Below are 24,139 nucleotides of genomic sequence, written 5' to 3' on the forward strand. Positions count from 1 at the left end.
CCGTCCCCGAGGGGATCGGGGACGGGACCCGTGAGCGGTCCGGCGGCGCGAGAGCGGTCACGGCAGCGGCGGTACGGCCGGGTCCAGGCCGCCCTCCCACTTGGGGGCCGGGGGGCGCCACGCCTTCGTCTCGGCCAGCAGGCTCGCGCTGTCGTGCGCGAGCAGCAGGGTCGCGCGCAGCGCCGGCTTGAGGAAGCCGTTCGCGGTCATCGTGTCGAGCGCGTCCAGGAGCGGGCGCCAGAAGCCGTCCACGTCCAGGACCGCGACCGGCTTGGCGTGGATCGCCAGGTGCTGCCAGGTCCAGACCTCGAACAGCTCCTCCAGCGTGCCCGCGCCGCCCGGCAGCGCGACGAACGCGTCCGCCTGGGCCGCCATCGCCGCCTTGCGCTCGTGCATGGTCTCGGTGACCTGGAGGTCGGTCAGGCCGCGGTGCGCGATCTCGCGCTCCACCAGCGAGCGCGGCATCACCCCGATCACCTCGCCGCCCTCCGCCAGGCACCCGTCGGCGACCGCGCCCATCAGCCCCACGTGCCCGCCGCCGTACACGATCCCGACGCCGGCCCGGGCCAGGCCGCGCCCCAGCTCCGTCGCGGCCTCCCGGAATCGGGGCGACACGCCCGACGCCGACCCCGCGAACACCGCTACCCGCATGACAGCCTCCGTGCTTGTTGGTATGTACGGGATTCTGCCAACCGGGGCCGGACCTTCGGGCGGCGGTCCGGCCGGGCGCGGCGCCGCGTACGCCACGCGCGGCCGGCGAGAGCGGGTCGGGCCGTTCGACACCGCGAGGCCGTGCCGCGAGGCCGATCCCGTGCCGATGCCGCGCGCGACGGGTCGCCGCCGAGTCGGGGCCGAATCGTTGGCGGGTCGAGTCGATGAATCGCCTCCTGCGCGATATGGCAACGGAACAGTCGCGACATTGAGGGGCAAATTCGGCCACCTTCCCTCGTCGTCACGCAACCCGACGTTGACGGGAAGACCCCTCGCCACGGCAGAATGCCCGCGTGCCCGCCACCGAGCGCCCTGCCTCGGACATCCCGTTCGAGCGGCTGTTTCCCGATCTGGACGACCATGGCCGCGAACGCCTGGTCGCCGCTGCTCAAGCGCTCGATCTGCGCCGCTCCCTCGACGATCCCGCGCGCTGGTTCTGGAACGAACCGGACCCGCTGAGTCCCGAGCCCGAGCCCGAGCCGTCCCCGCACATCCTGGGCACCGCCCTGCTGCTGTACGAGGCCGACGGCGACTGGCTGGAACTGGGCCTGGACGTATGGCAGCTCGACGGCCCGTTCGTCAGCGTCACCGCGACCGTCGAGGTCGCGTGCTGGTGCGACACCGACCACAACATGCACGCGGTCCAGCGCGCCGAATGGCCCGCCTCGACCGCACAGGCGTTCCTGGAGGCGTTCCACACCGCCGCGCTCTCGGTGATCCGCCGGATCGAGGGCCCGCGCGACCCGCGCGACCTGCGGGCCCGCGCCGGCCTGCCCAATCCGCCGGAGCCACCCCCCGAGGACGACCCGCCGGACCCCCCGACCGGTCCCGTGGTCTGAACCTCGATTTCATCCGAACGAAGGATATTTTCGCGTGCGGTGATGATTCGGCCGTGGACATTGCGCCATGCCGCACCACACATCGGACAATCCGGCGCCCGACCCCAGTGCCCACCTGCACCTCATCGGCCTCGATCTGAAAAACTAGGCCGTCATGACTCATGCTCTGGACGGACGTATACCCCTCGGGGAGCCCGCGTCGGGTGCCGGTGGTTCCCTCCGGCAGGCCTGGCGTCGGCACCTGCGTCGGGTTCTCGTCGCGGTCGCGGAGCATCCCTACGTGATCACGCTGATCCTGGTCGGCCTGCTGACCGTGATGGGGATCAACGGCGCCGACTGGCCCGCGCAGATCTTCCGCGCGTGGCTGGTTCGCGATCACGGCGCGGTGTTGTGGAACAACCAGTGGTACGGCGGGCACCTGCTGCCGGGCTACAGCGTGATCACCCCGGTCCTGGCCGGCGGGATCGGCACCCGGCTGCTCACCGCGATCTCGTGCGTGGCCGCCGCGTGGGCGTTCTCGCGGCTGCGCCTGGGCCGCGGCAACCTGGCCCGGCGGGTCGGCAGCTGTTGGTTCGCGGTGATCGTCAGCATCGAATACCTGATCGGCCGCACACCGTTCGTCCTGGGCGTCGCCGCGGGGCTGATGGCGATCCTCGGGGCCCGGACCGGGCATCGCGCGTGGGCGGCGGTCGCGGCCGGCTTCTGCGGTCTCGCCAGCCCGCTCGCCGCCGCGTTCCTGCTGATGATCGCGCTCGCGTGGGTGCCCGCCGAGCGGGTGTGGGCGACCCGGTTCAGCCTCGCCCCGGCCGTGATCGGCCTGGTGATGTCGCTGATCTTCCCCGGCGGCGGCGACTTCTCGTTCCCGTTCTGGCGGCTCGCCGCGATCCTGCTGTTCGCGGGGGTGGGCCTGGCCCTGGTGCCGCGCACCGAGGTCAGCGCGCGCCGCTTCCTGTGGCTGTACGCGCTCTCCTCGACCGTGCTGTTCCTGATCCCCAGCGCGGTCGGCGGCAATGTCGCGCGGCTCGGCGAGCTGTCCGCCGGACCGTTGATGGCCGTGGTCCTGCTCTCGCTCGGCCGTCGGCGCCTGGTGATCCTGCTCGCGATCCCGCTGCTCGCGTGGCAGTTCTCCTCGGCCGGCAAGGCGGTCGCCTTCAACAACCAGGACAGCAACGGCAAGAAGGCCGAGTACTACACGGGCATGCTCGACTATCTGGAGCGCGCCAACCTGCCGGTCGGCCGGATCGAGATCCCGTTCACCCGCGGGCACTGGGAGACCGTCTACGTCGCCGAGCACATGCCGCTCGCGCGCGGCTGGGAGCGCCAGCTCGACCGCGCGCACAACGCGGTGCTCTACGGTCCCGCCCTGGGCGAGCCCGAATACCACGCGTGGGTGCGCGAGACGGGCGTGCGCTTCATCGCGCTGCCGGACGTGCCACTGGACCCCTCGGCCAAGCGCGAGGCGGAGATCCTGCGCGCCGGCACCGACTGGCTGGTGCCGGTGTGGTCGGACCCGCACTGGGTGATCTGGGAGGTCGCCGACCCCGTTCCGCTCCTGGACGGCCCCGGCCAGCTCGTGGACATCACCCCGAGCGGCTTCACCCTGCTCGCGGAGCAGGCGGGCACGTTCACCGTGCGGATCCACCGCACCAGCTGGTTCGTCGCGGACAAGCCCAACATCGGCATCGGCGAGACCGAGGACGGCTGGACCGAGGTGACCGTCACCGAACCCGGCGAGGTCACCATCACGGCCAAGGCGTCGGCCGTACTGCCGTGACGGGTGCCGGTAGGCTGATTCGGGTTCATGCCCTGGTGGAAAGGTAAAGCAAACCGATGGCCGAGCAGCACGACCACTCCAGCCACGATCACCACGATCACGAAGAAGGCCGGATCTACGTGATGGGCCGGCCGGTCGAGTCGTACCCCGCCATGGCGCCCGAGGCCGCGCGCGGCAAGGTCCTGCGCGTGACCGTGGTCGGTGAGGACGTCCTGCACCGGCCGTGTGCCGAGATCACCGAGTTCGGCACCGACGCGTTGAACACGCTGATCGACGACATGTTCCTGACGATGTACGTCGCGGACGGCGTCGGTCTGGCCGCGAACCAGGTCGACGTCGGCATCCGGCTGTTCGTGTACGACTGCGTGGACGAGGACGGCCACCGCCACGTCGGCCACCTGATCAACCCGGTCCTGGACGAACTGCCCGCCGCCGAGCGGCACCTGGAGGAGGCGGGCGAGGGCTGCCTGTCCGTCCCGGGCCCGCACGAGGACCTGGCCCGTCCCGACCGCGCGATCGCGCGCGGCGTCGACAAGGACGGCAACCCGGTCGTGGTCGAGGGCGAGGGCTACTTCGCCCGCTGCCTCCAGCACGAGACCGACCACCTCAACGGCTACCTGTACATCGACCGCCTCTCCAAGCGCGAGCGCAAGAACGTGCTCAAGGAGATGGAGGCGATGCGCGACGAGGTGTTCGCCAAGCGCGACGCGAAGGCCAAGCAGCTCGCCGGCTGACGGCGCCGAACGATGGCGCGGGAGGGGGAGCCGGCCGGCTCCCCCTCCCGCGTCGTCACGGGCGCGCCGGTGTCGGGATCACCGCTTCCCCGCGAAGCGCTCGTCGAGGTACTGCGCGAACGTGATCCGCCCGCTTGCCCCGTCGGGCGCGAGATGCAGGCCGGCGCGGTAGCCGGCGAACGTCTTCCCGGGCAGCCGCACCGGCAGCACCGGCCGTCGCCGGCCGGCCGCGCGCAGGACCGCCCTGGTGAGCTCCACCGACGTGTGCGTCTCGGGCCCGCCGAGGTCGGGTACCCGCCCGACCGGTCCGGCGGCCACGAGCCGGGTCAGCTCGGTCGCGACGTCGTGGGTGTCGACCGGCCGGAACGAGACCCCCGCGAGCGCCAACACGACCGGCGACAGTCGCTGCGCGGCGGTGATCCCGGCGACCAGGTCGTGGAACTGGGTCGCCCGCAGGATCGTCCACGGCAACCCCGAGTCCTCGACCAGTCGTTCGACCTCGAGCTTGGCGCGGTAGTACGGGAGCGGCACCCGGTCCACGCCCGCGATCGACACGTAGAGCAGGTGCCCCACGCCCGCGCGCCGCGCGGCCTCGATCAGCGTGCGGGACGTCTCGATGTCGCCGCGGCCGTTGGCGGTCGCGGCGTGCACGACGGTGTCCACGCCGGTCAGCGCCGCGTCCAGGCCGGCGCCCGTGCGCAGGTCGCCCGTCGCCCACTCGGACACCTCGGTGTCGTCGGGGCGGGGCCGGCGGCTGAGCGCGCGCACCGCGTACCCCTGCGCTTCGAGGGCGCGCACGAGCGCGCGGCCGAGTGTGCCGGTGGCACCGGTGACCAGGATGGGCGGCATGAGGGATTCCTTCGTCCGGCGGCCGGGACGGTGCGTCGCCCCGGGCTCTGGTGCCGTGACCGGTAACGGCCGCGGCACCAGCTACGAACCGGCGGGACCCTCGGAATGTGACAACGCGGCGAACTGGGCGGCTGCGAAGACCAGTTTGTCGGGGTTGGACATGATCCGCAGGGCGGTGATCCGTCCGTCGAGGACGTCGATCGCGAAGACCCCGATCAGCGCGTCGCCGACCAGCCCGAGCACCGCCGGCGCCCCGTTGACCGACGCGAACCGGATGTCCACGCCGACGCCGAACCTGCCCAGCAGCCCGGCCACGTAGCGCGCCACGTTGCTCGCCCCGAACACCGGCCGCCGCGCCGCGCCGACCCGGCCGCCGCCGTCCGCCCACGAGACCACGTCGTCCGCGAGCATCCGTTCGAGCCCGCCCAGATCCCCCTCGCGCGCGGCCGCCAGGAAGCGCTCGACGAAGGCGCGCCACCGCGCGTCGTCGTACTCGGCCCGGTCCGCGCCCGCGCCCTCCGCGTCGAGCCGGCTGCGGGCACGGCGATACAGCTGCCGGCAGTTCGCGTCGGTCAGCTCGACGATGGCGGCGATCTCGCGGTAGCCGTACCCGAACGCCTCGCGCAGCACGAACACCGCGCGCTCGGTCGGGCTGAGCCGCTCCAGCAGGACCAGCAGCGCGAACGAGACCGAGTCGCGCTGCTCGGCGCTCTCCAGCGGGCCGAGCACGCCGTGGTCGGCGGTCAGCACCGGCTCGGGCAGCCACGGCCCGATGTACTCCTCGCGTGTGGCCCGCGCCGAGGTGAGCCGGTTCAGGCACAGGTTGGTGACCACCTTCGCCAGCCACGCCGGGGGATGCGCGATCGCCCCGGGCTCGGCCCCGTCCCAACGCACGTAGGCGTCCTGGACGACGTCCTCGGCCTCCGTGGCCGACCCCAGCATGCGGTACGCGATGCCGAACATCCGCGATCGCTGCGCCTCGAACTCCTCAACCACCCCACCGGCCACCCGGCGATTGTGCCGGCCGGCCCCCTGGCACCCGAAAGGGCGGGGCCCGGCAACCCGCACCGGCACCCCGCCCGTCAGTCGTTCAGGTCGACCCGACCGTGTTCGATCAGCTGCAACCGCTCGTCGAGCCGCAGCCCTCGCACACGTAGCAGCTGCCCGCCGGGCGCATCTTGATTCCGCACGAGAAGCACAGCGGGGCGTCCGCGCTGCGGCCCTGGCGGGCCTCGAGCAGCTCGGTCGAGGAGTGCACCGCGACCGGGACCGGCTTGAGTTCGGCGGCCCTGGGCTTGGCGTCGGCCGGCGCGGACTGCGCGAGCGTGCGCATGTCCTCCTCGGCGTCGGCCTCGTCCGACTCGTAGGAACCGGTCTCGAGGTGGCGCGTGCGCTCCGCCGCCGAGTGGATGCCCAGCGCCGAACGGGTCTCGAAGGGCAGGTGGTCCAGCGCCAGGCGGCGGAAGATGTAGTCGACGATCGACTGCGCCATCCGCACGTCCGGGTCGTCGGTGAGACCGGCCGGCTCGAAGCGCATGTTGGTGAACTTCGAGACGTAGGTCTCCAGCGGCACGCCGTACTGCAGGCCGACCGAGACCGCGATCGAGAAGGCGTCCATCATGCCCGCGAGGGTCGAGCCCTGCTTGGACATCTTCAGGAAGACCTCGCCGAGGCCGTCGTCGGGGTAGGAGTTGGCCGTCATGTAGCCCTCGGCGCCACCCACCGAGAAGGACGTCGTGATGCCGGGGCGGCCCTTGGGGAGGCGCTTGCGCACCGGGCGGTACTCGACGACCTTCTCGACCACGGGGGCCGCGGCGGCGGTCTTGCCGTCGTCGGCCTTGCCCTTGTTCTCGCCCTTGCCGGCCGAGAGGGGCTGGCCGACCTTGCAGTTGTCGCGGTAGATCGCGAGCGCCTTGATGCCGAGCTTCCAACCCTGGAAGTAGATCTCCTCGATCTCTTCGACGGTGGCGTCCTCGGACATGTTGACGGTCTTGGAGATCGCGCCGGAGATCCACGGCTGGATCGCGGCCATCATCCGCACGTGGCCCATCGGGGAGATGGTCCGCTCGCCCATCGCGCAGTCGAACACCTCGTAGTGCTCGGTCTTCAGGCCGGGGGCGTCCACGACGTGACCGTGCTCGGCGATGTGCTCGACGATCGCCTCGACCTGCTCCGCCTGGTAGCCGAGCCGGGTCAGCGCGCGGGCCACGGTGCCGTTGACGATCTGCATCGAGCCGCCGCCGACGAGCTTCTTGAACTTCACCAGCGCCAGGTCGGGTTCGACACCGGTGGTGTCGCAGTCCATCATCAGGCCGATCGTGCCGGTCGGGGCCAGCACCGAGGCCTGCGCGTTGCGGAAGCCGTGCTTGTCGCCGAGCTTGGCGACGTCCTTCCACGCCTTGGTCGCCAGGTCCCACACGGGGGCGTCCAGGTCGTCCATCCGCTTGCCGAGGTCGTTCGCTTCGGCGTGCTGCCGCATGACCCGCTTGTGCGGCTCGGCGTTGCGGGCGTAGCCGTCGTACGGGCCGACGATCGCAGCCAGTTCCGCCGAGCGCTTGTAGGCGGTGCCGGTCATCAGCGACGAGATCGCGCCGGCGAGCGCGCGGCCGCCGTCGCTGTCGTACGCGTGGCCGGTCGCCATCAGGAGCGCGCCGAGGTTGGCGTAGCCGATGCCCAACTGGCGGAACGCCCGGGTGGTCTCGCCGATCTTCTCGGTCGGGAAGTCGGCAAAGCAGATCGAGATGTCCATCGCGGTGATGACCAGCTCGACGACCTTGGCGAAGCGCTCCGCGTCGAACGTATCGTCGTCGCGCAGGAACTTCATCAGGTTCAACGACGCGAGGTTGCACGACGAGTTGTCGAGGTGCATGTACTCCGAGCACGGGTTGGACGCGGTGATCCGGCCCGACTCCGGGCACGTGTGCCACTTGTTGATCTCGTCGTCGTACTGGATGCCGGGGTCGGCGCAGGCCCACGCGGCCTCGGCCATCTTGCGGAACAGCTTCTTCGCGTCGACCGTCTCCAGGACGTCGCCGGTGAGCCGTGCACGCAGGCCGAACTCCTCGCCCTTCTCGACCGCGTTCATGAACTCGTCCGAGACGCGGACCGAGTTGTTCGCGTTCTGGTACTGCACCGACGCGATGTCGGAGCCACCGAGGTCCATGTCGAAGCCCGCGTCGCGGAGCGCGCGGATCTTCTCCTCTTCCTTGACCTTGGTGTCGATGAAGTCCTCGATGTCGGGGTGGTCGACGTCGAGCACGACCATCTTGGCCGCGCGGCGGGTGGCGCCGCCCGACTTGATGGTGCCGGCGGACGCGTCGGCGCCGCGCATGAAGGACACCGGGCCCGAGGCGTTGCCGCCCGAGTGGAGCAGTTCCTTGCTGGAGCGGATCCGGGACAGGTTCAGGCCGGCGCCGGAGCCGCCCTTGAAGATCATCCCCTCTTCCTTGTACCAGTCGAGGATCGACTCCATCGAGTCGTCGACCGCCAGGATGAAGCAGGCGCTGACCTGCTGCTTCTGTGCGGTACCGACGTTGAACCAGACCGGCGAGTTGAAGCTGAAGATCTGGTGCAGGAGGGCGTAGGCCAGCTCGTGCTCGAAGATCTCCGCGTCGGCGGGGCCGGCGAAGTAGCCGTTCTCCTCACCGGACTTGCGGTAGGTCTTGACGACCCGGTCGATCAGCTGCTTCAGGCTCCACTCGCGCTGCGGCGTGCCCACCGCACCGCGGAAGTACTTGCTCGTGACGATGTTGACCGCGTTCACCGACCAGGAGTCGGGGAACTCGACGCCGCGCTGCTCGAAGTTGATCGAGCCGTCGCGCCAATTGGTCATGACGACGTCACGACGCTCCCAGACCACCTCGTCGTAAGGGTGGGTTCCGGGGGTCGTGTGCACGCGCTCGATCCGCAGGCCCTTGCCGGGTCGTGACCGGCCGGAACCACCTCGTGCTGAGCCGCTCGTCGTCTCTGTCATGCCGTCTCCCTCTTGTGAACAACGCCGTGGGCGCGCGGGAACGTCCCGAATCGCCCTGTCGGGTGGTCCGTCGTTCGTTTGCTGCCGAATTGATATGTCTTGTGATCCGCGGTCAGCCCGCGGCGGGGCCGTCCGTCGCGTCCACGGGATCCGCGGGCCCGGCCGACTCCGCACGACCGGCGCGCAACAGCGCGACCTCGGCCTCGAAGTCCTCCAGGGACTCGAAGGCCCGGTACACGGACGCGAATCGCAGGTAGGCGACCTCGTCGAGCTCCCGAAGCGGGCCCAATATCGTCAGGCCCACGTCGTGGGTGGTCAACTCGGCGCACCCGGTGGCGCGCACGGCCTCCTCGACCCGCTGGCCGAGCAGGGCCAGCGCGTCGCCGGTGACCGGGCGGCCCTGGCATGCCTTGCGGACGCCGGCGATGACCTTGTCCCGACTGAAGGGCTCGGTGACGCCACTGCGCTTGATCACCGTCAGCGACGCGGTCTCGATCGTGGTGAAACGTCGTCCACAGTCGGGACACGAGCGGCGACGCCTGATGGCGGCGCCGTCATCGGTGGTCCGGCTGTCCACGACGCGGCTGTCCGCCCGCCGACAGAAGGGGCAGTGCATATGGTTCCCTCTCCCCTTCCCCTGGATGCGACGCACCATGGCGATGCGCGGCGAAGCGTGCCCACGGGTTGCCGCGCCCTCGCCCCGAGGCCCGCCACGAAGGGGGCCGTCCGGTGCGCTCCGGGAATATGGTATATACGGCAACCACAACTTGTGGGTTACTTCTGCGCTCTCGACCACAAGATGTAGTGGCTACGGTAGACCGCGACCCTGAGCGCTGCAAGCCGACTCGCAGACACTCGGAGAGCCCGCAGTGACCTCTTGTCATCCCCGCAGGTCACCGGGCGAAGGCTCGGAAAAATTAGCCCGCTCGGCCGCGTGTCGCGACGCCCATCCGGCGAATACGACATATCAGACACGTGAAGCGATCGTTTTCCCCGTGCTGAATTCGAATGTATGTACGATTACTACAGCGGGAACCGAATGATCGCCACCGGATTGGCCTAAATTCACTCGAACGTGTGTTTGGCGCAACCTTTCGAACCCGACTACCGTTCTTCACGTGCGAGCAATCCGTCGAAAGGGCCAGCCGTGACCGGAGAAGCCACCGGGGCCATCCACCCCGGAATCCGCACCGAAACACTGCCTTCGAAACACCCACACAACACCACCGTGCCACCACCGGCGCCCGCACCGGGCACCGAGAACGGGCAGGTCCAGGGCGGTCCGACGCGGCGTCCGGCGGGGGGGCTGACGCCGCGCCAGACGCGAGTCCTCGAAGTGATCCGCGGCTCCGTGGAGACCCGCGGATATCCGCCGAGCATGCGGGAGATCGGCGAAGCCGTCGGTCTCTCCAGCACTTCCTCCGTCGCGCATCAGCTGATGGCCCTGGAACGCAAGGGCTATTTGCGTCGCGATCCGCATCGACCCCGCGCCTATGAGGTGCGCTCCCCCGACGGCGGCCGGCCGTTGGCCCCCGCCGGACCGCACGCCGAACGCGGCTCGCAGGCCGCTTCCTACGTGCCGGTCGTCGGTCGGATCGCGGCCGGCGGTCCGATCCTGGCCGAACAGTCCATCGAGGACGTGTTCCCGCTGCCCCGTCAGCTCGTGGGCGACGGCGACGTGTTCCTGCTCAAGGTGAGCGGCGACTCGATGATCGAGGCCGCGATCATGGACGGCGACTACGTCGCGGTCCGTCGCCAGCCGGTCGCCGAGAACGGCGACATCGTCGCGGCGATGATCGACGGCGAGGCCACCGTCAAGCGGCTGCGGCACCGTGACGGGCACCGCTGGCTGATGCCGCACAACCCCGCCTACGAGCCCATCCCGGGCGACGAGGCAACCATCCTGGGCCGGGTCGTGGCCGTCATGCGACGGGTCTGAGATGGACGGAGACACGGTCATACCGTTCACGGGCGGTCGTACGGCGAGCCATCGCCGAGCGGCCGCCCGTGGTTCGTCCCCGGCCGTCGGCTCCGTCGTGGTGGTGCTCAGGCCGTGTCGTCCTTGTCGATCGCGGCCAGCGAGCGGCGGACCTGGTTGCGGTCCTCGGTGTACCAGAGCGCGGGCATCGAGGCCTTGAAGAAGCCGCCGTAGCGGGCGGTCGCCAGCCGCGGGTCGAGCACCGCGACCACACCGCGGTCGTCCATCGCCCGGATCAGCCGCCCGGCGCCCTGCGCCATCAGCAGCGCCGCGTGCGTGGCCGCGACGGCCATGAACCCGTTGCCGCCGTTCTCCGCCACCGACTGCGAGCGCGCGCTCATCAGCGGATCGTCGGGCCGCGGGAACGGGATGCGATCCATGACCACCAACTGGCAGGACGGCCCCGGCACGTCGACGCCCTGCCACAGCGACAGCGTGCCGAACAGGCACGTGCGCGGATCGGCCGCGAACCGCCCGAGCAGTTCGCCGAGCGAGTCGTCGCCCTGACACAGGATCGGGAAGTCGAGTCGTTCGCGCAGCGCCTCGGTGGCCGCCTCGGCGCCGCGACGGGACGAGAACAGGCCCAGCGTCCGGCCGCCCGCCGCCTCGATCAGTTCGGCGAGCTCGTCCAGGGTGTCCGCGCTCATCCCCTCGCGCCCCGGCGGCGGCAGGTGCCGCGCGACGTAGAGGATGCCCTGCTTGGGGTAGTCGAAGGGCGAGCCGACATCCAGGCCGCGCCACACCGCGAGGTCGGCGTCGGCGTCCGGGTCGGCCTCCTCGGCCGCCTCCTCCTCGTCGCCCGGGTGCACCGCCACCGCGGTCGGCACCGGCGCCGGGTCGTCGGTCAGCAGCCCCTCGTGGGTCAGCCCGAGGCTGCTCGCGACGCCGCGGAAGTCGCCGCCGAGTTTGAGCGTGGCCGAGGTGAGCACGACCGTGCGATCCCCGAACAGCGCCTCGCGCAGCAGGCCGGCCACCGCGAGCGGGGCGACCCGGAGCGAGGCCCCGATCCGGTCGTTGCGCTCGATCCAGACCACGTCGTGCGGCGAGCCCTTGAGGATCCGCTCGCAGGTGTCGTGGATGTGCTCGACGCCCGCCAACGCCTGTCGGCGGGCCGCGTCCTCGTTGGTGAGCGACTTGTCACGGACCTCGCCGAGCGAGGTGATCACGCCGCGGCAGGCGTCGCGCAGCGCGGCCACCGACCAGCCCAGGTCGGCGTCCACCTCGCGCAGCCGACCGGACTCGCGGCTCTCCATGGTCTTCCTGAACGCCTCCGACGCGGCGTCCAGATTGTCCACCGCGCCCTCGTTGGCGAGCCGGCCCGCCCGGCGCGAGGCCCGGTCGACCGCGCCCAGGGTCAGCTCGTCGGTGGCCACGCCGGTGGCCCGGCTCGCGAACTCGTGTGCCTCGTCCACGATCAGCAGTTCGTGCTCGGGCAGCACCGGCGCGTCCTCCAACGCGTCGATCGCGAGCAACGCGTGGTTGGTGATCACGACGTCGGCCTGCTTGGCCTGCTCGCGCGCGGCCTCGGCGAAGCATTCGTCGCCGTAGGCGCAGCGGGACGCGCCCAGGCACTCGCGCGAGGACACCGACACCTGCGCCCACGCCTTGTCGTTGACGCCCGGGCTCAGGTCGTCGCGATCGCCGGTCTCGGTCTCGTCGGCCCAGTCGCGCAGCCGGACCACGTCCTTGCCGAGCTTGCTCGTCGGGGCCGGATCGAACAGCACGTCGCCCTCGTCGGGCGGCCCGTCGTGCAACCGGTGCAGGCACAGGTAGTTGCTGCGGCCCTTGAGCGTGGCGAACGTGGGCGTGCGACGCAGCAGCGGGCGCAGCGCCTCGACCGTGCGCGGCAGGTCGCGGTCGACCAGCTGGCGCTGCAACGCCAGCGTCGCGGTCGCGACCACGACGTGCCTGCGGGCGGCGAGGGCGGGCACGAGGTAGGCCAGGGACTTGCCCGTGCCGGTGCCCGCCTGGACCAGGAGGTGCTCCGCGCGGGCGACCGCACCGGTGACGGCCTCGGCCATCAGGACTTGTCCGGGTCGCTCCGCGCCGCCGACGGCGGTCACGGCGGCGTGCAGGAGCTCGGTCAGCGCGGGTCGATCGGAGTCGCTCATCGGGCGACAAGCCTAGATGGTCGCACCGACATCACCGACCGCGCGGCCCGATCCGGCACCGCCCCCGCGGCCGGCCCGACGCGGGGCAGGGCAGGGCAGGGCAGGGCCTAGCCCAGCTTGGCGAGCACCGCCTTGGACATGGCCTCCTGGCCGAGCGCGTTCGGGTGGACCTGGGCGCCGGGCGATTCGGGCTTGATCCCCTCGACCCACTTGGTGCCCACCGGCTTGCACACGTCGTGACCGGCCGAGCCGGTGTAGGTGTCCACGTACTCCGCGCCCTGCTTGGCCGCCTCCTTGGCGATCATGTCGTTGAGCGCGGGCACCACCTTGCGCAGATACGGCAGGTCACCCTCGGCGACCGGCACCTGCGCGGGGCAGGACGGGCCGCTCTCGGGCAGGATCGTGGGGTAGCCGACGACCAGGATGCGGGCCTTGGGCGAGCGCTGTTTGATCCCCGCGATCGTCGCGGCGATCTTGGGCGCGGTGTCGGCGATCCGCTTGGCCAGCTCGTCGTTGCCGCCGCCGGCGTACTTGTCGGTGCACGGCTGGGTGGAGGTCGTGCTGCGGCCCTGGATCACGCACATCGTGACGATCTCGGAGAAGCCGATGTCGTTGCCGCCGATCCCGAGGGTGACCAGCGCGGTGTCCGGGCGCAGCGCGTCGAACTGCGGCGGGGGCGAGCCCTTGCTCTGCTGGCCGACGGTCATGTCCGGGGTCCTGGCGCCGCCGCAGGTGGCGTCGACGAGGCCGGCGATGTTCTTCTGCCGGGCCACCAGGTGCGCGTAGTTGCTCTGCGAGCGGCTGCACCCGGGCGGGGCGTCGGGGACGATCGTGGGAATCTGCACGCCCGCCGCGTACGAGTCGCCGAGCGCCACGTACGTCGCGCCGCTTGCCGCGACGGGGAGCACGGACGGGTTCGACCCGGCCTTGTCGTTCCCGCCGACGGCGCCCGCCCTCTTGTCGGCGGCGTTGGCGGAGCCCCCGGAGCCGCCCGAGTCGTCCGAACACGCGGACAGCGCGACGAGCGCCGTCAGCGCGGCAAGTCCCGCGATCGCCCTGCGAGTTGTGCGCACGAGCGCTCCCCTCTCGTCGTTGCGGCCGGCCCGTTACCCATCGGTAGGTCACGGTGGTCTGGCGAGACTAGGGCGTCGCGCACGCGGTTTCCAGCATCGGCCGGTCGCCGGATCAATCGAGTTTGATGGTCTCGCGGCGCTCGCCGGCCGCCCTGCGGCGCGCCCTGGGCAGGTCCTCGAGCATCGTCAGGCACTCCCGCGCGGCGTCGATCTCGATGTCCTGGAACGTCGCGACGACCACGTCCACGCGCTCGTCGTCGGCCTCGATCACCACGCGCCCGTCCGGCCCGTACACGCCGCTGCGCCCGCACGCGGGGCCGAGCGCGGTGTCGCCGATGTGGTTCGCGACCACCGTGTAGCAGGTGTTCTCCAGTGCGCGGGCGGCGAAGTAGAGGTCGCGCCGGTGCTCGCTGTCGCCGCGCGTATACACGCCGGGGCACAGGTACGCGTCGCAACCGTCGTACACCGCGGCGCGCACGTGCTCGGGGAAGCTCACGTCGTACGCGCTGCCCAGGCCCAACCGCCAGCCGGCGATCTCGATCGTGCAGCCGTGGTCGCCCGGGCGGAAGAGTTCGCGTTCGTCGCGCCACAGGTGTTGTCGGTCGTACGCGACGTGCGCGTCGCCGTCCCGGCCGATCACCACGAGCGAGATGGTCCGCCCGGCCGGGCGGCGCACCGCCGCGCCGACGACCGCCACCGTGCGGGTCGCGTAGCACGCGGCCTGGAGCTCGCCCAGGCGCGTGTCGCCGGGCACGATGTCGCACGTCTTCACGTCGGGTCGGAACAGGTCGAGGTCATACCCCGAAAGGAACAGCTCGGGCAACACCACGACATCGGCGCCCGCCGAGGAGCCGAAGCGCACGAGCTGCGCGGCCGTGGCGACATTCGCGGGGATGTCGCCCGGCCGCGCCTGGGCCTGAGCGGCGGCAACCCTGAGCGGTTGCCTCGCGTTTTCGGCGGCGTCGGTCACCCGCCGCATTCTGGCACCGTGACGGGTATCACACCATCGGCAAACCGGACAGGTTGTCCCCGACCCCGGCACAGCGTGCCGTATACCTCACATGCACAGCGCGTTCGGAACCGTGCCGTGCGCGCTCACGTGCGGGCGGGTGGGGCGGTCCCGATAGCCGTCGAGGAGCAGTCGGTTGCGGTTCAGGCACAGCCGGTCGATCCGGGGGGTGAGCAGGTCGAACAGCTCGTACCGGTCCTTGAGTTCGGGGAAGGCCCGCTGGTGGTCGAGGATCTCCTCGCGCACCAGCGCCCAGAACCCCTCCTGCGGGACGCCCAGGTGGGTGGCGGCGAGATCGGCCAGGTAGCGGTGGTGGCCCACCAGCAGCGCGGCGTGGATGAACTGGCACAGGTAGTCGGGCCGTTCGCGCAGCAGGACGGCCGCGACGTCGGCCGGCAGGTCGTCGAGTTCGGGCAGCGGCCGGTCGGTGATGTTGACGTCGTCGACGAAGTCCTTGATCGCCAGCCGGACCGGGACGTCGTGTTCGTCGAAGACCACGATCGCGTTCTCGCCGTGCGGGGAGAACACCAGCCCGTACTTGTACAGGCAGTGCAGCAGTGGCGGGAGCATCGCGTGGAACAACCGGCGCAGCCACACCCGCGGCGCGAGCCCCGAGCGCTCGATCAGCTCGGCGACGAACGGCCGTCCCGCCGGATCCACGTGCAGCAGCGACGCGAGCGTGCGGGCCCGCTCGCCCGGGTCCAGGCGCGGCGCGAGCGGCTCGCGCCAGATCGTGCCGAGCAGTTCGCGGTATTGGTAGGGGACGCCGGGCAGTTCCTCCAGGACCGGATGGCGCACGGTGACGGAGGCGGTCTCGCCGAGCATGATCACCCGGCACTCGTCGCGCAGGAACGGGTCCGAATCGCGCAGGCGCAGCACCCATCGGGTGACCGCCGGCGCGGCGAGCGTGCGTTCGCTGGGCAGGCCGCGCCAGACCAGCGTGTTGAGCACGGACAGCGGGAGCTTGACGGTGCGTCGGTCCGGGTGGTCGATGTTGAGGAAGGTCCGCACCGACTGCTGCGCGAGGTGCCGATCATCGGCCTCGCCGAGCGGGACGATCCGCCCGGCGGCCAGGTCGGGTGCGAACAGTGTCGCGATCGTCTCGTCCCACTGCCACGGGTGCACGGGCAGCCACAGGTAGTCGTCCGGCGCCAGGCCCCGACCGGCCAGGACCCGGCGGAAGCGATCGCTGGTCGGCGAGTCCAACTCCTCGTCGTACAAGCGGTGTTCGGTCAGGTCCGGGACGGCGCGGTAGGCCGCGAGATCACGATGCACCGCGATCCACGGCAGGCGCAGCGGGCGCCTGGCCTCCGGGGCGTACGCGCGCGCGTCGCTCGCCGAGAAGCCGACCCGGCCCTTGTTGGGCACGATCCACGGGTGGCCGGTCTGGTGCCCCTCCAGCTCGGCGTAGCCCAGGTCGGCCAGCGTCGCGGCGTCCACCGCGCTCGCGGTCGTCGCGGCGTCCGCGGACAGCGTCGCGGTCAGCTCGCGCACCAGGTGGCCGGCGGTGTCCCCGGACAGCCCGATCACGGTGTGCGCGTCGAGCAGGAACTGCAGCATGTCCTCGGCCGGGTCGGTGCCGCCCTCCCACACCCGCTCCACCGACGCCGCGTCCACGTGCCACGCGTCGTACGCGCCGCGGCGGGCCCGGAAGCGGTAGTGCACGTCGCCGGACACGTCGACGCTGTACCGGTCGCCGTCGGCCACGGGCGTGAGCAGTTCCTCGTACGCGAACTCGGCGAGCGCCTTGGCGATCATGTCCCGGTTGACCTGCCGCCACACGCTCGGGTCGGTGGAGGGGACGCCGTGCCGCGCGCCGGGGACGCGGGACTCGGGCTCAGGCGCGGCGTGTCGAGCGTCCTGGTGCGGCAGTTCGGCCTCGATGGGCTCCGCTGCCGGGTTCGACTGCGACATGGGGTACCTCTGCTGGGTCGGTTGTGGTCCGCCGGGGGCTCCGGCGCGGGGGTTCGGTGTCGCCCGCGGCCAGGCCGAACGTGGTGAACGCGGTGCGGATCGGCAGTCGGTAGACGGCGCTGCCGCACACGGAATTGAGGATGGTCGCGGCCCGGTGCGCGCCCAGGCCCAGGTCGGGCGTGCCCACGCCGTGCGTGTGCAGCTCCGCGTTCTGCGTGTACAGCCCGCCGGTGACGTGTTCGGCCAGGGCGACGCGGTGGTCGAGGTCGATCAGCCAGCGCCCGGACTCGTCGCACGCGACGAGTTCCTCCAGCGGGTCGAGCATCGCCGGGTGCCGCGGCGCGTACCCGGTCGCGAGCACGACGCGATCGGTGAGCACGGTGAACGCACGGTCCTGTTCGCCGTGCCGGCAGCCCAGTTCGACGCCGTCGCGGGTGCCGCGCGCGGCGGTCACGGTGACGTCGGGCATCAGCGTCGCGCGCACCCGCCCGCCGGCGATCCCGCGCTCGTACAGCTCGTCGTGGATCGCGGCGATCGTGTCGGTGCTGATCGCCTTGTACAGCTGCCACTGCGCGGGCACGAGTCGGTCCCGGACCGGCTCGGCGAGCCCGTGGAAGTAGCGCGTGTAGTCGGGCGTGAAGTGTTCCAGACCGAGCTTGGAGTATTCCATCGGCGCGAACGCCGGCGAGCGGGTCAGCCAGGTGAGCCGCCGGCTCGGGCCGGTGCGCCGACGCAGCAGGTCGAGGAAGACCTCGGCGCCGGACTGCCCCGAGCCCAGGACGGTGACGTCGTCGGCCGCCGCGAGGTCGTCGCGGTGGTCGAGGTAGTCGGCCGCGTGCAGCACGTGCTCGCCGAGCAGGCGCGCGAACGGGGCGGGCACCACCGGCTCGGTGCCGATGCCGAGCACCACGTGCCGCGCGTGCACGTGGTGCCGCTCGCCGGTGCCGGTGTCGCGGAACTCGACCCGGTACAGGGCGCCGTCCCAGGCGACGGACTCCACGTCGCTGCCGAAGCGGCAGGCCGGCAGCGCCTGGGCGACCCAGCGGCAGTAGTGGTCGTACTCGCGCCGCGGCACGTGCAGGCGCTCGGCGAAGTAGAACGGGAACAGCCGGTCGTGCGCGCGCAGATAGGCCAGGAACGACCACGGGCTGGTCGGGTCGACGAGGGTGACCAGGTCGGCCAGGAACGGCACCTGGAGCGTGGTGCCGTCCAGCAGCAACCCCGGGTGCCAGCTGAACTCGGGGGCCCGGTCCAGGAAGAGCGTGCGCAGCGGCTCGACCCGGTCGGCCAGCGCGGCGAGCGCGAGGTTGAACGGGCCGATGCCGATGCCCACGAGGTCGTACACGACCGCGCCGGGATCCGCGGCCCGGCGCGGCGCGGGAAGGCGGTCGGTCACGGTCGGGCACCCGTTCCCCGCGCGGGTCGGTGCCGCATCATCAGCGCGGCGGTCTTGTCCGGGAGTTCGACGTCGGCGGCGCGGCGGAAGCCGGCCCGCTCGAAGGCCGCCACCGACGCGGTGTTGCGCACGTCGGGCTCGGCGACCACGCGCGCGGTGTCGGGCGCCGCGCGCAGCACGAGTTCGGTGACCGCGCGCAGCAGCAGCGAGCCGATGCCGCGCCCGCGCCACGCGGCGGGGCCGAGCAGGAGGTGGATCCCGACGTCGTGCGGGTGCGCGGGGTAGTGCCGGGCGAGCTCGTCGAGGTCGGCACGGTAGAGCTCCCAGTAGCTGACCGGCTCGTCGTCGACGCAGCCCAGGTAGCAGTTGCTGTGCGTGCGCACGGCCTGGGTCGCCAGGTGTCGCCGCACGACCTCCTCGTCTCCGTCGAGTTCCCACCAGCGGGCGACGGCGGGGTCGTTCATCCACGTGTGCAGGAGCGGGATGTCGCGCTTGGTGTGGATCTCGTGCAGGGAGAACCGGCCGATCGGGAGCGGGACGGCTCCCCAGCGGGCGGCCTCGGTCAACGGGCCGGTCAGCCCGGCGCGCAGGTGTCGGGACGTGAGTCGGACGGTCTCGGCCTCGGCGAGCGGGGTCGCGCGGGACGAGAGGAATGACGGGCTCAACGGGCGCATACGGGGACGAAACCTCCAGGGACCTGGCTCACGCGGGGGCGTCGGCGAGCGGATTGCGGATGTGCACGTAGATCGACTGGGTCGCCACGGGGCCGACGAGTTCGTCGAGTCCGTGCAGCCGGGTCATCAGGTTGGCCTTGCAGCGCGGTTGCGGATCGGTCAGCAGCGAGCGCGCGGCGCCGGAGGTCTCCGCGTGCGGGGCCAGCAGCGCGCGCAGGCGCGCGAGCAGCACGTGCTCGTCGACCAGACCCTGCGCGCCGAACGCGCCCACCAGGCCCAGCAGGTTGTTCACGCCCAGGTAGTAGGCGAGCCGCTCGTCGGCGATCTCGTCGGCCACGATCGTGTCGCTGGCGACGCCCGCGGCGGGCAGCCTGCGGGCCAGGTCCGCGGTGCGCGAGGCGCGGAAGTAGTAGCCCTGGTTGTCGCGGTAGCGCCCGCCCACCGGCAGGCCGTCCGCGTCGAGCAGGACGAGGGTGTTCTGCTGGTGCGCCTCCAGGGCGATGCCGGCGTGCCGATCCAGCCACAGGACCGGTTCGGCGACCGTCGCGAGGTAGCGCTCGAACCACTCCTCGGCCACGGCGGCGACGGTGCGCCCGGTCCGGCCGGCGAGCGCGTGCACGGACTCGGCCAGCCGGGACGGGCCGATCCCGGGTCGTTCGGCGACCAGCGCGGCCACACACGAGACCCGCTCGCCGGGGCCGAACGGGTTGGCGCGCAGCACGAGTTCGAGGCCGGCCGCGGGCCGGTCCCGGCTCGGGAACGACTCGGGCGGTGCGACCGAGACCCAGGCCGGGTCGCGCACGATGTCGAACGTGGGATGTACCGCCCGCAGTTCGTTCTCCAGGCCGGAGCGGAGCAGGCGGTGCACCTCGATGCCGCGGAGCAGTTCCTTGGGCAGGTTCTCCCGGCGCGAGTTGGTGATCCGCAGGCCGAGCGACAGCTTGAGCATGACCTCGGCGTCCGGCCGGTACACGGTGCGCACCGACGACGTGGGGTGCCACGGGGCGCCGGCCGGACCGAGCGCGCGCAGCCGGCCCGCGTCCAGCAGCGCGCGCAGGTGCGGGCGGCTCGGCAGGTCGCGGGCCTGCCACGGGTGGACGGGCACCAGGACGGTGCCCTCGGGCGCGCGCAGGTCGCCCGCGAACTCGGCCAGCACGTCGGCGGCCTCGCGCTCCAGCGCGCTGTCCTGCGCGACCAGGTCGGCGTCTGCGGCGAACCAGTGCAGCGCGAAGGATCCGCGCAGCTCGGGCGACCACGCGGCGTCCTCGTCGGGGTCGAGCCGGTCCCGGCTCTTGGGGGTGGGGTGCATCGGGTGGCCGAGCACGAGCGACTGCTCGGCGGCCAGGAAGGGCGTGGTCCCGGGCGGATCCTGGGGGTGCTCGCGGCGGTGCGCGATGTAGCGCTCGGCGTGCGTGACCGAGTCGGCGACCCGGATCGCGGTGTCGCCGCACGCGTCGCCCGCCGCGCCGGGCGCGCTCGCGCTCGCCTCGTCGCCGAGCATGAGCGCGAGCGTGACCGCGTTCAGCGCGCCCTCGCCCGCCAGGTGCGGGGTGCCGAAGCGGTGCCACCCGGCGGCCGACCAGTAGCGCACGGGCACCGTCACGGTCTGCCCGACGGCGGGCAGCGCGATCGTCAGGACGGCCGTCTCCGGCCGCGGGAGCGCGCGTTCGCGGACCCAGCAGCGAAGCAGGCATTCGATGGTCGCCCCGTCGGCGGCGTGCCGGGGGTTCGGCGCGTCGAGGTGGTCCGCTTGGGGGTCCGTACGCACGGCGGACGGGTCGGGACCCGCGATGGTCATCGCTGCTCCGTGTGGTGTCGGTCGACCCTACGGTCGATGCCCATTGATGGCGTGCGGTGGTGATGTGGAGATTCGGCCCATGTCGATTGTTTGGCGAGCTTGGTCCCGAATGTGCGAGGCGCGCGGGAACGGCACTTCTTGACGGAGCGTCAGCCCGGCTGTGTGCTTTCCGCGCGCCCCGCGTCGAGCACGGCCGCCAGGAGCGCGTCGAGGTCCGCGGCACCCGCGTGCGGGTTGAGCAGGGTGAGCTTGAGCCGGACGGCGCCCGGCCCGGAGCCGATCTCGGTCCGGCCGACGACCGCGCGCCCCTCGTGCAGCAGGCGGCGGCGCAGCGCGGCGTTGATCCGGTCGGTGTCCCGCTCGTCCACCGGACGCTCGGGGACGTAGCGGAAGACGACCGAGGTGAGCACGGGGTCGGCGACCAGTTCCAGGCGCGGATGCGCGCGGATCAGGTCGGCCGCGTACCGGGCCAGGTCGTGGCAGCGGTCCACCAGCGCGCCCAGGCCGGTCCGGCCGAGGGCGCGCAGGGTGACCGCGATCTTGAACACGTCGGCGCGCCGTGTCGTGCGCGGCGAGTTCCCCAGCAGGCTGAAGTAGCCGGCCTGCTCGTCGTCGTCCGGGTTGAGGTAGGCGGCGCGCTGCGCGAGCGGCTCCAGCAGGGCCGCGTCGCGCACCAGGAAGACGCCGGCGGCGATCGGCTGCCAGCCGAGCTTGTGCAGGTCCAGGCCCACCGAATGGGCCTCGTCGAGGCCGGTCAGCAGCGGGGCCAGCCGGTCCGAGAACAACGCGCCGCCCCCGTAGGCCGCGTCCACGTGCAACCACGTGTCGAACTCGCGCGCGACCGAGGCGATCGCGGGCAGCGGCTCGACCGCGCCGAGATCGGTGGTGCCCGCGGTGGCCACGATCGCGGCGATCCGGTCGTTGCCCGCCAGCACCCGCCGGCACGCGTCGGCCAGCGCCACGGGGTCCATCCGGTGGTCCGCGCCCGCGGGCACCGTCACCACCGCGTCCTCGCCGAGCCCGAGCAGCCCCGCGCAGCGGCGGACGGAGAAGTGCGCGGCCTGCGAACACAGGATCCGCCGCCGGCCGACACCCGGCCCCAGGCCGTCCCGCGCCAGCAGCAGCCCCATCAGGTTGGACTCGGTGCCGCCGCTGGTGACCACGCCGCCGGCCGCGCCGGGCGCGAAGCCGACCAGCCCCGCGAGCGCCGCGACCACCTCGACCTCAAGCGCGCCGGCCACCGGCGCCTGGTCCCACGAGTCGAGCGAGGGGTTGAGCGCCGAGGCCACCAGGTCGGCGGCCACCGCGACGGCCAGCGGCGGGCAGTGCAGGTGCCCCGCGCAGCGCGGGTCGGCGGGATCGGCGGCCCCCCACGCGAACAGCGTCGACAACTCGCGCAGCGCGACCGACTCGCCCACGCCCAGCGCGGGCAGCGGATCCGGACCCGGGTTCGGACTCGGGCCGGGGCTCGGACTCGGACCGGCCGCCGCCGAGCCCCGCGCGGCCGGCAGCGCCGCGCCGGCGGTCGTCCCCAACACCCGGGCGACCTCGGCCGCGACGCCCTCGGGGCCGCCCGCGGGCAGCGGGCCGCCGCGCGCGCGAGCCCCGCTCTCCACCGCGGCAAGCGCCACCCGCACCAACTCGCGCAGCGCGTCGGCGCCCGCGACCCCGCCCGCGAGCGCGGCAGCCGGCGGGTGCACGGCCGGCGGCGCGGTGTTCACGCCGACTCCGATCCGGCGGACCCGGTCGCGTACGTGGCCCGGGCGGCCTCGATCGCGTCGGCCAACCGCTCCAGGACCGCGTCGGCCTGCACCTCGGTCATCGTCAGCGGCGGCAGCAACCGCACCACGCTGCCGTGCCGCCCGCCGAGTTCGACGATCAGACCGCGCCCCAGCGCCTCGCGCCGCACCGCGACCGCGAGCCGCGGTGCCGCGGGCCGGGCGCCCAGCGCGTCGGGCGCCGCGTCCGGCTCGACGATCTCGACGCCGATCATCAGACCGCGCCCGCGCACCTCGCCGATCGCGGGCTGCCCCGCCATCACCTCGCGCAGCGCATCCGCGAGCCGGGCCCCGATCCGGGCCGCGTGCTCGTCGAGCCGGTGCTCGCGCACGTACGCGATCGTCGCCTGGCCGGCGGCCATCGCCAGCTGATTGCCGCGGAAGGTCCCCGCGTGCGCGCCGGGCCACCAGCGGTCGAGCTCGGCGCGGTAGACCACCACCGCGAGCGGCAGACTGCCGCCGATCGCCTTGGAGATGACCATGACGTCGGGCACCACGCCGGCGTGGTCCACGCCCCACATCGCGCCGGTGCGCCCCAGGCCGGTCTGCACCTCGTCCACGACCAGCGGGATGCCGCGCTCGGCGGTGATCCGGCGCATCTCGCGCAGCCAGCCGTCCGGCGCGGGCAGCACCCCGCCCTCGCCCTGCACCGGTTCGACGATCATCCCGGCGGGCGTGGGCACCCCGCCGCTCGGATCCGCCAGCAGCGAGCGCGCGTAGTGCGCGGCGACCCGCTCGCCCTCGGCGCCACCGGCCCCGAACGGACAGCGGTACGTCTGCGGAAAGGGCAGCCGGATCGTGTCTCCGGTGCCCGCGCCGGTCGCGTCCCGGATCGCGGTGTCGCCGCTGACCGCGAGCGCCCCCTCGGTCATGCCGTGGTAGGCGCCGGTGAACGCGACCACACCGCGCCGCCCGGTGGCGGTCCGCACCAGCTTGAGCGCGGCCTCGACCGCGTCGGTGCCGGCCGGCCCGCAGAACTGGATCCGCCCGTCCCGAGCCAGCTCCGGGGGCAGCGTCGCGAACAGCTCCTCGACGAAGCGGTCCTTGACCGGCGTCGCGAGGTCGAGCACGTGCAGCGGCGCGCCGGCGTCGAGCACGGCCCGGATCGCCGCCAGCACCACGGGGTGGTTGTGGCCGAGGGCGAGCGTGCCGGCGCCGGAGAGGCAGTCGAGATAGCGCCGGCCGTCGGCCCCCTCGACGGTCATCCCGCGGGCGCGGACCGGCACGATCGGCAGCGACCGCGCGTAGGTCCGCGCCGAGGACTCGCGGGCGGCCTGCCTGCGCAGGATGCCCGGCGCGTCGAAGTCGCCGGCCCGCTGCCGGCCGATCGCCCCGACGTCCCGGGGCGAGCTGTCGAACGCCGGCGCGTCGGGCGCCGGATCGTCGGTACCGGAGCGGTCGTCCGGCCTGGTCAGGGCGGCGGTCATGACTGCGGCACCTCCACAGGGCGATCGTGATTTAGGTAAGGCTTACTTTGGAACGATGACGTAAGGCAAAACTGTCACCACAATGAGTGACAATCGGCCGG

18 protein-coding genes are annotated in these 24,139 nt (G+C 72.4%); 4 read left to right on the plus strand and 14 right to left on the minus strand.

The window, feature by feature from the left end:
* Positions 1–57 precede the first annotated feature (57 nt).
* Positions 58–651, minus strand: coding sequence for a TIGR00730 family Rossman fold protein (locus OG928_RS09470; protein WP_406281595.1), 594 nt, complete (start codon positions 649–651; stop codon positions 58–60).
* Positions 652–1,004: 353 nt separating this feature from the next.
* Here OG928_RS09470 and OG928_RS09475 point away from each other — a divergent pair, with 353 nt between their 5' ends.
* The 3 genes from OG928_RS09475 to def all read left to right on the plus strand — a co-directional run bounded on the left by OG928_RS09475 (position 1,005) and on the right by def (position 4,058).
* Positions 1,005–1,550, plus strand: coding sequence for a hypothetical protein (locus OG928_RS09475; RefSeq protein WP_406281598.1), 546 nt, complete (start codon positions 1,005–1,007; stop codon positions 1,548–1,550).
* Positions 1,551–1,704: 154 nt separating this feature from the next.
* Positions 1,705–3,324 carry a hypothetical protein gene (locus tag OG928_RS09480; RefSeq protein ID WP_406281600.1) on the plus strand — a complete coding sequence of 540 codons (1,620 nt, stop codon included), beginning with the start codon at positions 1,705–1,707 and terminating at the stop codon, positions 3,322–3,324.
* A 56-nt stretch (positions 3,325–3,380) separates the two neighbouring features.
* On the plus strand, positions 3,381–4,058 hold the full coding sequence (def, locus tag OG928_RS09485; protein WP_406281603.1) for a peptide deformylase: 678 nt from the start codon (positions 3,381–3,383) through the stop codon (positions 4,056–4,058).
* Positions 4,059–4,136: 78 nt separating this feature from the next.
* Here the strand turns inward: def and OG928_RS09490 are convergent, their stop codons facing one another.
* From OG928_RS09490 to nrdR, 4 genes are all read right to left on the minus strand, one after another.
* Positions 4,137–4,907, minus strand: a complete 771-nt coding sequence (locus OG928_RS09490) for an SDR family oxidoreductase (protein WP_406281606.1) — start codon at positions 4,905–4,907, stop codon at positions 4,137–4,139.
* 81 nt (positions 4,908–4,988) lie between these two features.
* Positions 4,989–5,915 (minus strand): RNA polymerase sigma-70 factor, encoded by a 927-nt coding sequence (locus OG928_RS09495; protein WP_406281608.1) that lies wholly within the window; start codon positions 5,913–5,915, stop codon positions 4,989–4,991.
* A gap of 106 nt (positions 5,916–6,021) precedes the next feature.
* On the minus strand, positions 6,022–8,880 hold the full coding sequence (locus OG928_RS09500) for a vitamin B12-dependent ribonucleotide reductase (protein WP_406281611.1): 2,859 nt from the start codon (positions 8,878–8,880) through the stop codon (positions 6,022–6,024).
* A 112-nt stretch (positions 8,881–8,992) separates the two neighbouring features.
* Complete coding sequence (gene nrdR / locus OG928_RS09505) at positions 8,993–9,496, minus strand: transcriptional regulator NrdR (RefSeq protein WP_406281613.1); 504 nt, start codon at positions 9,494–9,496, stop codon at positions 8,993–8,995.
* A 612-nt stretch (positions 9,497–10,108) separates the two neighbouring features.
* Between nrdR and lexA the strand changes: the two genes are divergently transcribed.
* On the plus strand, positions 10,109–10,819 hold the full coding sequence (gene lexA / locus OG928_RS09510; protein WP_406281616.1) for a transcriptional repressor LexA: 711 nt from the start codon (positions 10,109–10,111) through the stop codon (positions 10,817–10,819).
* A 107-nt stretch (positions 10,820–10,926) separates the two neighbouring features.
* Here lexA and OG928_RS09515 read toward each other — a convergent pair whose 3' ends face one another.
* The 9 genes from OG928_RS09515 to OG928_RS09555 form a co-directional block, all read right to left on the minus strand.
* Complete coding sequence (locus OG928_RS09515; protein WP_406281619.1) at positions 10,927–12,969, minus strand: ATP-dependent DNA helicase; 2,043 nt, start codon at positions 12,967–12,969, stop codon at positions 10,927–10,929.
* Between the two features lie 107 nt (positions 12,970–13,076).
* On the minus strand, positions 13,077–14,042 hold the full coding sequence (locus tag OG928_RS09520; RefSeq protein ID WP_406281622.1) for an SGNH/GDSL hydrolase family protein: 966 nt from the start codon (positions 14,040–14,042) through the stop codon (positions 13,077–13,079).
* A 112-nt stretch (positions 14,043–14,154) separates the two neighbouring features.
* Complete coding sequence (locus OG928_RS09525; RefSeq protein ID WP_406281625.1) at positions 14,155–15,012, minus strand: carbon-nitrogen hydrolase family protein; 858 nt, start codon at positions 15,010–15,012, stop codon at positions 14,155–14,157.
* 87 nt (positions 15,013–15,099) lie between these two features.
* A complete protein-coding gene (locus OG928_RS09530) occupies positions 15,100–16,965 on the minus strand; it encodes an IucA/IucC family protein (RefSeq protein WP_406281628.1) in 1,866 nt (621 codons plus the stop codon).
* A complete protein-coding gene (locus OG928_RS09535; protein WP_406281631.1) occupies positions 16,889–18,361 on the minus strand; it encodes a lysine N(6)-hydroxylase/L-ornithine N(5)-oxygenase family protein in 1,473 nt (490 codons plus the stop codon). Before OG928_RS09535 ends, OG928_RS09530 begins: the two co-directional genes overlap by 77 nt.
* On the minus strand, positions 18,358–19,035 hold the full coding sequence (locus OG928_RS09540) for a GNAT family N-acetyltransferase (protein ID WP_406281633.1): 678 nt from the start codon (positions 19,033–19,035) through the stop codon (positions 18,358–18,360). Before OG928_RS09540 ends, OG928_RS09535 begins: the two co-directional genes overlap by 4 nt.
* Positions 19,036–19,063: 28 nt before the next feature.
* On the minus strand, positions 19,064–20,833 hold the full coding sequence (locus OG928_RS09545; RefSeq protein ID WP_406281636.1) for an IucA/IucC family protein: 1,770 nt from the start codon (positions 20,831–20,833) through the stop codon (positions 19,064–19,066).
* A 149-nt stretch (positions 20,834–20,982) separates the two neighbouring features.
* Entirely contained in the window at positions 20,983–22,554 is a 1,572-nt protein-coding gene (locus OG928_RS09550; protein WP_406281638.1) for a pyridoxal phosphate-dependent decarboxylase family protein, read from the minus strand.
* The gene (locus OG928_RS09555; RefSeq protein ID WP_406281641.1) at positions 22,551–24,038 is read right to left on the minus strand and encodes a diaminobutyrate--2-oxoglutarate transaminase; all 1,488 of its coding nucleotides are present in this window, start codon (positions 24,036–24,038) and stop codon (positions 22,551–22,553) included. The genes OG928_RS09550 and OG928_RS09555 overlap by 4 nt, the downstream gene beginning before the upstream one ends.
* Between the last annotated feature and the right edge of the window lie 101 nt (positions 24,039–24,139).

The sequence above is a fragment of the Embleya sp. NBC_00896 genome (assembly GCF_045207785.1).
In the GTDB taxonomy this organism is placed as follows: Bacteria; Actinomycetota; Actinomycetes; order Streptomycetales; family Streptomycetaceae; genus Embleya.